The sequence below is a fragment of the Geomonas ferrireducens genome, assembly GCF_004917065.1.
GTDB classification, from domain to species: domain Bacteria; phylum Desulfobacterota; class Desulfuromonadia; order Geobacterales; family Geobacteraceae; genus Geomonas; species Geomonas ferrireducens.
On sequence record NZ_SSYA01000001.1, the window covers coordinates 620,951 to 634,845 of the forward strand.

Below are 13,895 nucleotides of genomic sequence, written 5' to 3' on the forward strand. Positions count from 1 at the left end.
AATTTGGTCATACCATACCGGATTTTATCCATGCAAACAAGCAGTTACGCATTAGACAGATCCAATCGACACGGCAGATCAAGCGACGATAAACGGCTGTCGCCGACTGGGTGGAAGGACGGGCTAGAGGAAGCGGTAGGCGAGGGAGAGGAAGGCGGCCCAGGCGAGAACGGCAAGGGTCGCGATAAGGCAGGCGATGGCGATGGCGTGGTGGGCGGCGCTTTCCCGGCTCCGCTCGCGGTACCCAAGTATCTTCGCGGCGACGATGCCCCCCACGATGCCGCCGCCGTGGCCCCAGTTGTTGATGCCCGGCATGATGAGGCCGAACACGACGAGGCTTATGAGCCAGCCGCTCACCTCGCGGGAGACCGCGGCGCCGTAGTTGCCGCCACGGCTCTTGCCGAAATAAAAGAGTGCTCCGATGAGACCGCAGACCGAGGCGGAGGCCCCGATGGTGAAGGGAATACCGGCAAAGCAGGAGGCCACGTAGCCGGCGACGCCGCTTAGCGTGTAGATGACGAACATGCGGCTCGTGCCGAACTCGGCGCTCACCCAGGGGCCGATCTGTCTTAACGCCATCATGTTGAAGAGGATGTGCAAAAGACCGCCGTGGAGGTAACTGGCGGAGATGAGGGTCCAGAGGCGTCCCATCTCGAAAACCGGAACGGTACCGGTTGCCCCCAAAAGGAACAGGCTGTTCTGGTCCGGGGAGAGAAAGCCGAAGAGCCCTCCCTCGAGGCCGGTTCTTTTACTCAGGAAAAGCGACAGGAGGTAGAAGACGACGTTCGCCGCGATGATGCCGTTGATGACAGAACCGGGACCGGAAGCGCCAGACAGCACCCGACGCACCGCGCCTCCCGGACGGGAGAGGGCGGCGCCGCACCAAAGGCATGAGCCGTAACGGGCGTCGGTGGGTTGCCCGCAGTTCGGGCAGGTTATGGAGGGGTGGGCCATTCCCGGGGACCTCTGAGTAAGATTGCGCCTCACTGTACCATTTTCACTGAATAAAACAACCACAGAGCGAAGGTCGCGGCAGGAACAGAAAGTGACAGATCCAAGGGGTCGTTTCCGATATGACAACACGCGCCAGCGTCGTTGCGCCGTCCGCCGCACGTGATAGATTATCAGCGTCACTTCTTCCTCCATCACATGCCCGTCCGATATCCTACGAGGTGCGCTATGACAGAAACAGCATGCGACGAATTCGGCCCCTGCCGTGTCATCCAGCTCTACTCTCCCAAGGAGGAGCTACGGGCCTTCGTGGTCGTCGACAACACGGCACTAGGCCCCGCGGTGGGAGGCGTCCGCATGTCGCCTACGGTGAGCCTCGACGAGGTGCGCCGCCTGGCCCGGACCATGACCCTGAAGAATGCAGCGGCGGGACTGCCGCACGGCGGGGCCAAGGCCGGTATCCTGGCTTCCCCCGCTGCCCCGGACAAGGAAAGGATCTTCCGCGTCTTCGCCCGGATGATCAGGGACATCGCGGACTACATACCCGGCCCCGACATGGGGTGCGACGAGACGGCCATGGCTTGGATACGCGACGAGACGGGTCGCTCGGTCGGGCTGCCCGAAGAGATCGGCGGACTCCCGTTGGACCGGCTCGGCGCCACCGGGTTCGGCATCGCCGAATGTGCCGAGGTGGCCGCGGGCTTCGCGGGGTTCGATCTCGAGGGGGCACGGGTCGCAATCGAGGGTTTCGGCAGCGTGGGCAAGGCGGCCGCCCGGTTCCTGGCCGAGAAGGGGGCGGTTCTGGTGGCGGTATCGGACTCGAGGGGCGGGGTATACCACCCTGCGGGGTTCGATCACGCCGCGCTCACCGAGGTGAAGCGGCAAGGGGGGAGCGTAGCCGACTGCGGCAAGGGTGAGGCGCTACCGCGCGACGGGATATTCGCCGTCCCCTGCGACATCTTGGTGCCGGCGGCCACCCCCGACGTGATCCACGCGGGAAACGTCGGGAAGATCCAGGCCCGTCTCGTCCTGGAAGGGGCCAACATCCCGGCAACACCAGAAGCAGAAAGGGAGCTGCAGGCTCGCGGCGTCCTGGTACTGCCGGACTTCATCGCCAATGCCGGAGGGGTAATCATGGCGGCCATGGAGTACGCCGGCAGGAGCGAGCAGGATGCCTTCACCGCAATAAGCGAGCGGATCAGGAGGAATACGAGGCTTACCCTCGAAAGGGCGGCGGGAGATAAGGTCCTGCCCCGCACGGCGGCCGATCTGCTGGCGCGAGAGCGGGTGAGGCGGGCAATGAGTTACCGGGACTACTGAAAGAAGAGTGGAGGTTACACGTCCCGCTTCGGGATGTCGGTGCCCCCCAGTAATCGCTCCTAACCGCAGTCGAGAAACAAAAGAGCGGGGTCTTCCAGGTACCGGAGCACCTTGCCGAGAAAACGGGCGGCGTCGGCCCCGTCGGTGGCGCGGTGATCGAAGGTGAGTGACAAGGGAAGGATCTTCCTGATGGTGATCTCCCCGCGGTGCACCCAGGGGCGTTCCACGATGCGGCCGAACCCCATGATGGCGACGTCGGGCCAGTTGATGATGGGTGTCGCGAAGGTGCCGCCGAAATGCCCGTAGTTGGTGATGGTGAAGCTGCTCCCCTTCAGTTCCTCAAGCGTTATGCTCCGCTCGCGCGCCTTGCGCCCCAGCTCCTGAACCGCCTGGGCGAGCTCGACGATGCTCTTTTTGTCCACGTCCCGGATCACCGGGACCATGAGTCCTTCGGGGGTATCCACCGCGAGACCGAAATGGTAGTGCCGTTTTAGGACCAGCTCCTGAGTCTCGTCATCGATCGAGGCGTTCAGGAGGGGATGTTCCTTAAGGGCGTGCTGCACCGCCTTGATGAAGAAGGGAAGAAAGGTAAGGTGCGTGCCGCGGGATTCCACCTCTCCCTGCTCCCGCGTCCGCATCTCAAAGATCTCGGTGATGTCCACCTCCTCCATGCTGGTCACGAAAGCGGTGGTCCGCTGCGAGGCGGTCACGTTTCGGGCGATGGTCCGGCGCAGTCCGCGCAGCGGTACCCGCTCCTCCGGCCCCGCCCCACTAGGCGCGGCGGCAGCGACCGTCTCCAGGTCCTCGGGCCTTATGCAGCCGCGCGGCCCACTCCCCTTGATGGTTCCAAGATCGATGCCGCGCTCCCGCGCCATCCTGCGCACCATGGGGGTGGCGAGCACCTCGACGGAAGCCGGTGAGGCGGAAGGAGCAGCCTCTCTGGCTGCCTCGGCAGGCTCTTCCTCGGCCTCGGGAAGCGAGCCCACGATGCCAACCGATGCCGGGCGCTGTGGGGACTGCTGTTGCGGCTGTGTGGGTTGCTGCTGCAGCTCGGGCTTGCCTTCAGCTATGGAGAGAAGTACCTCCCCGACCTGAACCGTCTCACCTTCCTTCCGGTGCAGGCGCTCGACGACACCTTCCCGGGGCGACGGGACCTCGACCACCGCCTTGTCGGTCTCCACCTCCAACAGTGGCTGGTGTTCACGAACCGTGTCACCTGCCGAGACCAGCCAGCGGCGCAGTTCCACCTCGGTGATCCCCTCGCCCAAATCCGGAAGTTTGAAATCGAAAGACATGCTCTCTCCTTGTCGTTGCCGTCCCTGAATGCTCCTGAGGAATGAATCAGTATTGAAGCACTTGGTCTAACGCCGCCCTGATCTGCTTAGGACCGGGTAGGTAGTGATCGATCAGCTTCGCCAGCGGAACCGGGACGTCGGGCGCGGTGACCCGGAGGATGGGGCCCCGCAGGTGCAAGATCGCCTCCTCGGCCACGGTGGCCGCGATCTCGGCGCCGAAACCGCAACTCTTCGCCGCCTCGTGCACGATAACGAGTCGCCCGGTCTTTCGCACCGAGGCGAGCACCGCCCCGATATCGAAGGGGCTCAGGGTGAGGAGATCCAGCACTTCGGCGTCGTAGCCATCCACCGCTTTCAGCACCCGCTCGAGCATGCTCCCCCACGCGACCACGGTGACCGCGCCACCGGCCCGCGCCACCCGCGCCTTCCCAAGCTCCACCACGTATTCCCCTTCCGGCACCTCCTCGCGGATCAGGCGGTAAAGCCTGGTCGGCTCCAGAAAGAGCACGGGGTCGGGGTCGCGCAGTGCCGACAACAAGAGCCCTTTGGCCATGTAGGGGCCGGAGGGGACGACCACCTTAAGTCCCGGCACCTGGCAAAAGAGCGCCTCGGTGCTCTCCTCGTGCAGCTCGGGTGCCTTGATGCCGCCTCCATAGGGGGTGCGTACCACGAGGGGACAGGTGAACCGGCCGCGGGAGCGGGAACGGATGCGCGCGGCGTGGGCGAAGAGCTGTTCGAAGGCGGAGTAGGTGAACCCCATGAACTGTATTTCCGGCACCGGGCACAGACCGTAAGCAGCCATGCCGATGGCCGCCCCCATGATTCCCGACTCGCAAAGCGGCGTATCCAGGACGCGCTCGGAGCCGAAACGCTCCAGGAGCCCCTCGGTCACCCGGAAGACCCCGCCGTCGCGCCCCACGTCCTCGCCTAAAAGGACCACCCGGTCGTCGCGCTCCATCTCGTAGGCGAGCGCCTGGTTTATCGCCTGCACCATCTTCAGTTGCGCCATGTCAAAGTCCCTTTTTCTGCTCGGCCTGGCGCGGGGTGAGCGCGGCGAGCACGCCGTCGAAAAGCTCCGCCGGGGCCGGAGAAAGCACATTCTCCATCTCCCGGATCGCATCGTCGATGATACGCGCCGCTTTTTCCGTCGCCTCGACCCGCCGCTGCGGCGTCCACGCCCCGCGCGCCTCGAGGAAGCGTTCGAGCCTCGTTATCGGGTCGCGTTCGCGCCAGAGCGCCACCTCCTCGGGCGGACGGTAGCGACCGGCATCGTCGGCGGTTGTGTGGTCGGCCATGCGGTAAGTGAGGCATTCGATGAAGGTGGGGCCGCCCCCTCCCCTCGCCTTCTCCACCGCCTCGCGCGTCGCCCGGTACACGGCAAAGACGTCGTTGCCGTCCACCTGCACCCCTTCGAAACCGTAAGCGACCGCCTTCTGGGCGAGGGAGGTGGTGGCGGTTTGCGTTCTGAGCGGCACCGAGATGGCCCACTGGTTGTTCTGGCAGATGAAGACCATGGGGAGGTTGAAGACCCCTGCCATGTTCATCCCTTCGTGGAAGTCTCCCTTCGAGGTCGCGCCGTCGCCGAAGTAGGTGACTACCACCGCCGGGTCGCGGCGGTAGCGGACGGCGAGGGCGGCGCCGACAGCATGGGGTATCTGGCTTGCCACCGCGACACAGAAGGGAAAGATATTCAGCCCGTCGGGGGCTTTCTGGGCGCGCTCGTCACCGCCCCAGTATTGCAGGAGCTGAGCTATGGGAAAGCCGAGGGTGAGGTGCGCCCCCATCTCGCGGAAGGAGGGAAAGACCCAGTCGCCCGGAGAAAGGGCGAAGGCGCTTCCCACCTGGGCCGCCTCCTGCCCGAGAATGGGGGGATAGGTGCCGATGCGCCCCTCCCGCTGCAGCGCGACGGCGCGTTCGTCGAAGACGCGGGCGAGCAGCATGAACTCGTACATGCGCCGGATCTCCTCTTCCGATAATTGCGGCATGAGATCCGGGTCCGCTTCCCCGCGCTCGTTCAGCACGCCAAGGCGCTTCGTCTCGAATTTTCCGATCGACTCTAACGGCATGATCCACTCTCTTATTAAAATTGGAGCCCGACGAGTATGAGAGTGTAAACGGACACTTGGGGGATGTCAAAAGTCGGCAGGGGAAAGGGGGGGCGTAGCATTTCTTCTAAGTGGGAGCCGAAGGGAGAGCCTGCCCCCCCGTAGCTTTATGCGAAGGGGGTAGCTTTATGCGAAGGGGCGGAGGGGGAGCCTGCCCCCCGTAGCCCCAACGGGGCGGAGGGGGGTCATCGCACGCTCTTTCCCCGCGTGATCCTGCCGTAGAGCACCGGCAGCAGCGCAAAAAGCCCCAAGAGGGCGAAAGAGCCGAGCACGCGGGGGGATGCGACGTCGGAGAGGGAGTTGATGGTGGCAAGGCTCGCCCCGGCGTTCACGAAGACGAAGCCGCCAGGGATGATGCCTATGAAGGTGCCGAGCACGAAGACCCGCAAGGGGAGCCTGGTGAGCCCGGCGGCCAAGTTGATCAGAAAGAAGGGAAAGAGCGGCACAAGACGCAGAAACAAAAGGTAGTTCCAGCCGCGCTCCTCGAGTTCGCGATTTATCCCCTCCAGACGCGCACCGAAACGGGAAAGGATCGCGTCGCGCAGCAGGTAGCGCGTGGCGAGAAAGGCGAGCGTCGCCCCGATGGTGGCCGCCGCCACGGCGTACACCGTACCGGCCAGCGGGCCGAAGACGGCGCCTGCGGCAAGCGACAGCACCGCAGCGCCGGGAAGCGAGAACGCGGTCTGCAGGATGTAGATCGCCATGAAAAGTGCGACGGCGCCGACGGTATGGGAGGCATAGTAGTCCGCCAGCAATTGGCGGTTCGCCTTGAGAGCCTCGAGGGTCAGTAAGCGCTGCAGGTCGAAATAAAAGAAAAGGGCCACCGCCACGCACGCGGTGAGAACGATGAGGATCTTTTTCGGGTTCATGTGAAATTCGGCTCCCATTCGGCTTGGCAATATGCGATTTCTAGCATATAAACCGCGCCGGGGGTTACCATTTTCTTCGCCAGGAGAGCCAGGCGCGCAGAAGCCTCTGTACGAATGGGGTGAGCCGGCGGCGCTGGTGGAGGTCGGCGAGCTTTTTGAGCACCTCGGCCTGGGTGGGATAGGGGTGGATGGTGTTGCCGATGGCGGTAAGCCCCAGACCGGAGGAGATGGCGAGGGTGACCTCGCCGATCATCTCCCCGGCGTGCCTCGCCACGATGGTCGCGCCGAGGATGGCGTCGCTCCCCTTCTTCAGGTGCACCCGTGCGAACCCTTCCTCTTCGCCGTCCAAAACCGCCCGGTCCACATCGGAAAGCGGGACAGTGAGGGTGTCGATCGCCACGCCGCGAGCAAGGGCGTCCGCCTCGGTTACCCCCACGTGCGCCACCTCCGGATCGGTGTAGGTGCACCACGGGACGGTAAGGGCGGAGTTGCGGCGCCTTCCCATGAAGAGCGCGTTTGCGATGACGATGCGCGCCTGGGCATCCGCCGTGTGGGTGAACCTGAGGCGGGAGCAGACGTCCCCGGCGGCGTAGATGCGCGGGTTGGAGGTGCGCAGCGTGTCGTCCACCCGCACCCCCTCACGGTCATAGCCAACCCCGGCAAGATCGAGCCCAAGCCCCTCGACGTTGGGGGCGCGCCCGGCGCCGACCAGGATGGCGTCCACCTCGAGCTCGAAGGGCCGCCCCGCACGCTCCAGATGCAGGATCTTCCCGTTCGCCCGTGCCTCGACCGATGTGACCCCGGTCTCAAGGTGCACCTCGATTCCTTCGCGCAGGAAAGCCCGGAGCATCAGTGAGGAGGCGTCGGCCTCGTCGCGCGCGAGGAGCCGCCCGCCGTGCTCTATGAGATGGACCCGCGCACCGAAGCGGGCAAAGCCCTGGGCGAGCTCGCAGCCGATCGGGCCGCCCCCGATCACCGCCAGCCGCCGCGGCATTTCGGTGAGCGAGAAGACGGTCTCGTTGGTGAGGTATCCCACCTCGGTGAGGCCGTGTATGGCCGGGGCCGCGGCCCTGGCACCGGTGCAGACGGCGGCTCTCGCGAAGGAAAGCGTCGCGCCGGCGACCTCGATGCGGTCGGGCCCGGTGAAGCGCCCCGCCCCGAAGAAGACATCGACGCCCAGCTCGTCCCGAAAGCGCCTGGCGGAGTCGTGCCCGCTGAGCCCCGCCCTCAGCCTGCGCAGTCGCTCCATGGCCGCGCCGAAGTTCCCTGCCGTCCCCTCCCCCCCGGTCACGCCGAAGGGCGCGCCGCTGCGGGCGTCGAAGACGGCGCGCGCCGCCTTAAGGAACGCTTTCGAGGGTACGCAGCCGACGTTCAGGCAGTCTCCACCCATGAAACCGCGCTCGATCAGGGCTACCTTTCCCCCCAAAGCGGCCGCACCCGCGGCGCAGACGAGACCGGCGGTGCCGGCGCCTATGACGACCAGGTTGTAGCGCCCGGCAGGCTCGGGGTTCACCCAGTCCGCTGGATGTACGTTGTCAGCGAGCAGACGATTTTCCTCTGTATCGGGTTCCATCCCGTGACGCGTGCTCATACCGTTTCCCCTCGCTGGCTCAGCGCCCTCCCCTGCAGGAACTCCCGGTAAAACCGAAACAATGTGCCGCTTCGCATGAAGCTTCGCTTCGATAATTCCCGGTGCAGTTTTACCATAATTACCTTATCATTTTCCTCAGAATGACGAAGTTATACAAGGAGCCTTTTCCCACCCTGCTGCCAGCGAGTGTGACGACATCGCTGATCTGCAGCGTAAGCTAAAGCCCCCCGGGGCTGAGAGCACGGAGGAACCCATGAGCGGTGCAGATTCAGACACCAACAGCTCCGGGACCAGTTACGACAGCAGAAAAGAGGCGAAAAGGATGAGTTTCAAGGCGAACCACCTTCCCCGCAAGGCGCTCGCCGCCGAATTGGAGCTTTACAACGACCTCTACGAGTCCACCCCCATCGCCCACTTCACCCTGGACCGCTTCGGCGTGATCCGCGGCACGAACCAGACGAGCGCCGACCTCCTTCGCACGGAGAGGGAAACCCTTCTGGGTCGCAGCTTCGAGGACCTGGTCGACGACTCCTCGCGCCCTACCATCGCTTCCCTTTTAAGCAGGCTCTCCGGTGCAGACGCCCGGGCAAGCTGCGAGGTGAGCCTCCTCGTGGAGGGCGCCCAGGCGCCGCGGGTGCGCATCGAGGCGCGTTCCTGCCGCGAAGGGTGGGAGTACCGGCTGGCCCTTGTGGACATCACGGAGAGCAGGCGGGCCGCCGAGGCGCTCGAAGTTTCCGAGGCGCGCTACCGCGGGCTGTTCGAGGCCGCCAAGGACGGCATCATGATCGTTGATGCGGCCAGCGGCGAGATCACCGACGTGAACCCCTCCATGATCCGCATGCTCGGGTGCGGCAGGGAGCAACTCGTCGGGCACAAGCTGTGGAACGTCCCCTCCCTGAGCGCCATCGCCGCGAACCAGACCGAGTTCGCCATGCTGCACTACAACGATTTCATGCACAACATCGACCAGCACCTGGAAACCTACGACGGGCGCAGCATCGCGGTCGAGGTGATCAGCAACAGCTACCGCGTCAACGAGACCACCGTGCTGCAGTTCAATATCCGCGACATCACCATCAGGAAGAATGCGGAGGATGCTCTGCTCAAGAGCGAGGAGCAGTGCCGCACCATCGTAAGCAACATAAACGAGTACGTCTACAGCGTCCGCTTCGAAAACGGCGACATCAAGTCGGTCTACCACAGCCCCAAGTGCCTCGACATCACAGGCTACACCCCCGAGGAGTACTACAAGGACCCGCTTTTGTGGTTCACCATGATCCACGAGGAAGACCGAAACCAGGTGGTGCAGTTCCTGAACAGCATCTTCGCCGGCGAGGACCAGGAACCGATCAGGCACCGCATCGTGCACAAGGACGGCTCGGTGCGCTGGATCCTGAACAACTGCGCCGTGCAGCGGGCCAGGAGAGGGGAAAAGGTCAGCATCTCGCGTCTGGACGGCTTCATCCTGGACATCACCGACATCAAAAGGGCAGAGGAGAACATCTTTTTCCTGGCGCACCACGACCCGCTCACAAAGCTACCCAACCGCAGCACCCTCTACGCTAAGATCGAGCAGGTCATCTCGGTCGCGCTGAGGAACAGGCGCAACGTGGCACTTTTGTTTCTCGACATCGACGGGTTCAAGCAGATCAACGACTCGATGGGGCACGACGTTGGGGACCGGCTGCTGCAGACCGTGGCGCGAAAACTAAGCGACTGCACCCGCTCCTGCGACGTGGTTGCGCGGCTTGGGGGGGACGAGTTCGTCGTCGTGCTTTGGGACTGCGGCGTCACCGAAACCACGCTGGTCGCCGAGAAGATCATCAACGCAGGGTTCCCGCTGCAGGGGACCAACATCATGGTCACCCCTAGCATCGGCATCAGCATCTTCCCGGAGGACGGCAAGGACTACCTCGCCCTTTTGAAGCACGCCGACATAGCCATGTACCACGCCAAGAAAACGGGTGGGAACAATTTCCAGTTCTTCACCCCGCGCCTGAACCAGATGGCCCACGAGCGGTTCGCCGTGGAGGCGGAGCTGCGCCGGGCGCTCGAGCATGAGGAGTTCGTGCTGCACTACCAGCCGAAGGTGGACCTGGTGACCGGGCACTTCAGCGGAATGGAGGCGCTGATCCGTTGGCAGCACCCGGTGCGCGGCCTCATCATGCCCGAGGAGTTCATCACCATCGCCGAGGAGAGCGGCCTTTTACATCAGATCAGCAAGTGGATCATCCCGACAGTCTGCCGTCAGATCCAGCAGTGGCAGCAACAGGGGATCGACAAGATCTCCGCGGCGGTCAACCTCTCGGCGAGCTTCTTCCAGCACCGCGACTTCGAGGAGACCGTCGAGGCATCCCTTCTGGAGACCGGCATCCCGCCGGAATGCCTGGAACTCGAGCTCACCGAGGCGACCATCATGAGCGACCCGCAACGGGTCCTCGGGAGCATGGCGGCGATGAAGGCGCTCGGGCTGCAGCTCTCCATAGACGACTTCGGCATCGGCTACTCGAGCCTCAGCTATCTTAAGAAGCTTCCTGTGGACAAGCTGAAGATCGACCAGTCCTTCATACGGAACATCGCACGGGACCAGGACAACGCCGCCGTCGTACGCGCCGTGATTTCGATCGGTCGCAGCATGCAGCTCAAGGTGATCGCGGAGGGGGTCGAAAACGCTTCACAGCTCGCCTGGCTGCAGGCCGAGGGGAGCGAAGAGGCGCAGGGGTACTACTTCAGCCGCCCGCTGCCGGTACCTAAGATGACGGCGCTTCTGAAGCAGAACGCGAACTTCCTCCACAACCCGCGCGGCCGGGAACAGATGAAGCAGCATTGAAAAGTCAAGAGGCCGGCAGGGTGATCCCCGCCGGCCTCTTTTTATCCTTCCGGCACACCTGATCGGTACCGGCCTAATCCTCGTCCTCTTCGCCCCCGCTATCTTCTTCGTCATCGCTCCCATTCATGGCAGGGGCGCCCGGCTGAAGCATCCTCATCATCTCCTCGTGGTTACGCTCCATCTCCTCGGTCATCTCGGCACGTTGCTGCGCCATCCTCTTGACCGTCTCCACCACGAGGTCGAGCTTCTTGTCGGCGGGAGCCTGATCGAGCTCCAGCAGGAGCTCCTCGAGGTCCTCGTCCTGCTCCTTCGCCCTATCCAGCATCCTTTCCATCATCATGCCGTGCATGCCGGGGGCACCACCACGCGGCCCCATCCCCTGAGGGGAGCGTCCCGGCATCAGGCCGCAACCGGCCTGGCGGTACCCGGCCAGGAGCGGTTCGAGATGGCTCTTCACCTGGGCCGCATCGATACGGTCGGCGCGCACCAGATCCTCCAACGCCCTCAGGTGCATCTTCACGTCGATCAGGTGCTGTTCCATCATCTTCTGCCGCTGCGGCGGAAGCTGCATTCCGGCGCGGTACTTTTCCATCTCTTCCACGCTGCGCCGCATCTCCGCGACGGCAACCCGCGCGAGCTGCGGTGCCACTGGCGCCCCCGCATCGGCGGCTGCATAGAGCAGCTGAGCGAAGTTGGCCACGTTCCTGTGGTAGGCCATCATGAGCAGGTGCTCCGGAGTACGCGTCATCTCCCGCCGCATGGAGCCTTTCATGATGTAGCCCGGCGACCCGGGCACCGCATCTTTCATCTGGGGCATATCCGCGTAGGCCGGGGCGGGTTTGTCGGCGGCAAAGGCCGGCAGGGCTGCGAGGAGAAGAATTGCTACTGCTGCTGACATGCGTTTCACGGTTTGTCCTCCTTTCAAAAAAAGGCCGGGTTGACCCGGCTCAATGGATGTCGATGACGGTAGTTAAAACAGTCACAGTGGCCGTTGTTTCTGGATCAGGTTCAGTATAACAAGTATCCCGGCAATCCCAAGCAGCAGATGGAGGTATCCGCCGAAGGTATAGTGGGTCACCAGACCGATCAGCCACACAACGAGCAATACCACGATGATTGCCTTGAGCATGCCCACCTCCGCCGGAAAGCTTCCGGCCCGCCCTATCAAGGGGCGTCAGCCGCTGTTACTTCCCGACCCTAAGCCTGGTGAGATTTTCCATCAGGCCGAACACGTTCAAAAGCCAAAGGACCACGACGATGACAACGACGGCGTTGAGAATGGACTTGATCGAGCCTGCCATGGGGATGAAGGTATTGACGAGCCACAGCAGGACGCCGACCACGATGAGAACGAGCAGCACGTGCACCAAGGGCATGACGAACACCTCCTCTTTCGGTCCGGCTGACCTTCGCCCTTTGCAGGGCATCCCAGATCGCCAGCAGAGCGACCGCAGCCACCGCCGCCTGGAGAGCGGCGGCCAGCGCCCCGGCACTGTTTCCACCCGGTGGCAGGCCAGGTGTGGCGCTATTTCTCCAGATCCTTCTCCGCCTTACCGACGTCTTTCTGAATCTTGCCGGTTATCTTCTCCCCCCTGCCTTGATGTTCCATGGAGACATTACGGGTGGTCTTACCGACCGTTTCCTTTGCTTGACCCTTCAGTTCCTGCAGTTTTCCTTTGCTCTGGTCTTTCGTGCTTGCTTTCATGGTGTACCTCCTGAGCGATACCTCTTGGCCGGAAGATGCTGGCTAATCAGTGACTGCGGTCGCTCTGCTGGCGATCGACGCGCCGGCGGCTGTGGAATCGCGCAAAGACATCATTAAATAGCACCAATCAAACCCGACAAAGTGTATAGTGCCGACTTTTGCTGTCAAGCGGGAACAAGGGGTGAAAAGCGGAGCAGCCGGCAGTGCCGGCTCTTTCTTGAAAGGGAAGACGGGGGGAGGTTACTTCTTCTTTTTTGGGGAAACGGTGAATTTGGCGTGGTGCGGGTGACGGCACAGGAACTGATGTCCGAAGGCGAGCGCATGCTCACAGAAACGGTTCTTCACAAGACAGATGGAGAAGCTGTCAACGAGCGCATTGGTGCGGCAAGTTGTGCGGCACTCCTCCAAAGCCTCGGCATCGGTAGCCTGGCTTTCGTCCTTTTCCTTTTCTTGTTCCTGATCGGGCATGCTTCACTCCTGGCACAGTGGTAACTAAGCCATGACAAAGCCAGTATTAAGGGAAGCGCCCGCACAAATAAATAGGTCAATAAGCAGAGAAGGATGCCAGTACTCACATCACTTCAACGAGGTCAGCCCCTGCCTTACCGCGTACTTGGTGAGTTCCGCTATGCTGAAGAGGTCCAGCTTCTTCATGATGCTGTGCCGCTGGTTCTCGACGGTCTTGACACTTACGCCGAAGGCGAAGGCGATCTCCTTGGCGTTGCTGCCGTTGGCTATCAGTTGCAGGATCTCCCTTTCGCGCGCGGAGAGGTTCTCATAGGTAGCAGGCACCTCGTCCGGGATGCGCTGCAAGTACTCCTTGATGAGGAGGGTGGTCACCCTCGGGGGGAGGTAGGTCTCCCCGGCGGCGACGGCCCTAATCGCGCTCGCCAGCTCGGCGAAGGCCGCATCCTTCAGGACATAGCCGTTCGCACCCGCCTTAAGGACCTCCACCACGAAACGGCGGTCGGACTCCATGGAGAGCGCCAGCACCTTCACCTCTGGGAACTCGGCCATGATGCTGCGCGTGGCATCGATGCCGTTCACGTCCGGCATGGATATGTCCATCACAATGACGTCGGGGCGCTCCTTGCGCGTCAGGCCGATCGCCTCGGCGCCGGTCCCGGCTTCCGCGCTCACCATCATATCCTCTTCCTTGTCGATCAATGCGCGCAGCCCCTGCCGGACGATGGCATGGTCATCGGCGATCAAAATCTTCATCTTCATTT

The 13,895-nt window shown here is 63.2% G+C and carries 14 protein-coding genes; 2 read left to right on the forward strand and 12 right to left on the reverse strand.

Annotation, left to right across the window (positions count from 1 at the left end; translation table 11 throughout):
• Positions 1 to 123: 123 nt before the first annotated feature.
• A complete protein-coding gene (locus E8L22_RS02780; protein WP_136523744.1) occupies positions 124 to 954 on the reverse strand; it encodes a rhomboid family intramembrane serine protease in 831 nt (276 codons plus the stop codon).
• Positions 955 to 1,179: 225 nt separating this feature from the next.
• Between E8L22_RS02780 and E8L22_RS02785 the strand changes: the two genes are divergently transcribed.
• Positions 1,180 to 2,271, forward strand: a complete 1,092-nt coding sequence (locus tag E8L22_RS02785; RefSeq protein ID WP_136523745.1) for a Glu/Leu/Phe/Val family dehydrogenase — start codon at positions 1,180 to 1,182, stop codon at positions 2,269 to 2,271.
• Between the two features lie 59 nt (positions 2,272 to 2,330).
• Here the strand turns inward: E8L22_RS02785 and E8L22_RS02790 are convergent, their stop codons facing one another.
• The 5 genes from E8L22_RS02790 to E8L22_RS02810 form a co-directional block, all read right to left on the reverse strand.
• The gene (locus tag E8L22_RS02790; protein WP_136523746.1) at positions 2,331 to 3,566 is read right to left on the reverse strand and encodes a dihydrolipoamide acetyltransferase family protein; all 1,236 of its coding nucleotides are present in this window, start codon (positions 3,564 to 3,566) and stop codon (positions 2,331 to 2,333) included.
• Positions 3,567 to 3,612: 46 nt separating this feature from the next.
• Positions 3,613 to 4,575, reverse strand: coding sequence for an alpha-ketoacid dehydrogenase subunit beta (locus tag E8L22_RS02795; protein ID WP_136523747.1), 963 nt, complete (start codon positions 4,573 to 4,575; stop codon positions 3,613 to 3,615).
• 1 nt (position 4,576) lies between these two features.
• Positions 4,577 to 5,632, reverse strand: a complete 1,056-nt coding sequence (pdhA, locus tag E8L22_RS02800; protein WP_136523748.1) for a pyruvate dehydrogenase (acetyl-transferring) E1 component subunit alpha — start codon at positions 5,630 to 5,632, stop codon at positions 4,577 to 4,579.
• A 224-nt stretch (positions 5,633 to 5,856) separates the two neighbouring features.
• Positions 5,857 to 6,540: a TVP38/TMEM64 family protein gene (locus tag E8L22_RS02805; RefSeq protein WP_136523749.1), complete on the reverse strand. Its 684-nt coding sequence runs from the start codon at positions 6,538 to 6,540 to the stop codon at positions 5,857 to 5,859.
• Between the two features lie 64 nt (positions 6,541 to 6,604).
• The gene (locus E8L22_RS02810) at positions 6,605 to 8,131 is read right to left on the reverse strand and encodes a mercuric reductase (protein ID WP_246044528.1); all 1,527 of its coding nucleotides are present in this window, start codon (positions 8,129 to 8,131) and stop codon (positions 6,605 to 6,607) included.
• A 253-nt stretch (positions 8,132 to 8,384) separates the two neighbouring features.
• On the opposite strand from E8L22_RS02810, the gene E8L22_RS02815 reads away from it, so the two are divergent.
• Positions 8,385 to 10,961: a bifunctional diguanylate cyclase/phosphodiesterase gene (locus E8L22_RS02815; protein ID WP_136523750.1), complete on the forward strand. Its 2,577-nt coding sequence runs from the start codon at positions 8,385 to 8,387 to the stop codon at positions 10,959 to 10,961.
• Between the two features lie 73 nt (positions 10,962 to 11,034).
• Here E8L22_RS02815 and E8L22_RS02820 read toward each other — a convergent pair whose 3' ends face one another.
• From E8L22_RS02820 to E8L22_RS02845, 6 genes are all read right to left on the reverse strand, one after another.
• Positions 11,035 to 11,859: a hypothetical protein gene (locus E8L22_RS02820; RefSeq protein ID WP_246044585.1), complete on the reverse strand. Its 825-nt coding sequence runs from the start codon at positions 11,857 to 11,859 to the stop codon at positions 11,035 to 11,037.
• Between the two features lie 81 nt (positions 11,860 to 11,940).
• The gene (locus E8L22_RS02825; protein ID WP_136515703.1) at positions 11,941 to 12,090 is read right to left on the reverse strand and encodes a lmo0937 family membrane protein; all 150 of its coding nucleotides are present in this window, start codon (positions 12,088 to 12,090) and stop codon (positions 11,941 to 11,943) included.
• 55 nt (positions 12,091 to 12,145) lie between these two features.
• Entirely contained in the window at positions 12,146 to 12,337 is a 192-nt protein-coding gene (locus E8L22_RS02830) for a Thivi_2564 family membrane protein (protein ID WP_129127381.1), read from the reverse strand.
• Between the two features lie 149 nt (positions 12,338 to 12,486).
• Positions 12,487 to 12,666, reverse strand: a complete 180-nt coding sequence (locus tag E8L22_RS02835; RefSeq protein ID WP_129127382.1) for a CsbD family protein — start codon at positions 12,664 to 12,666, stop codon at positions 12,487 to 12,489.
• A 240-nt stretch (positions 12,667 to 12,906) separates the two neighbouring features.
• Entirely contained in the window at positions 12,907 to 13,134 is a 228-nt protein-coding gene (locus tag E8L22_RS02840) for a hypothetical protein (RefSeq protein ID WP_136523751.1), read from the reverse strand.
• 108 nt (positions 13,135 to 13,242) lie between these two features.
• On the reverse strand, positions 13,243 to 13,893 hold the full coding sequence (locus E8L22_RS02845; RefSeq protein WP_136515701.1) for a response regulator transcription factor: 651 nt from the start codon (positions 13,891 to 13,893) through the stop codon (positions 13,243 to 13,245).
• Between the last annotated feature and the right edge of the window lie 2 nt (positions 13,894 to 13,895).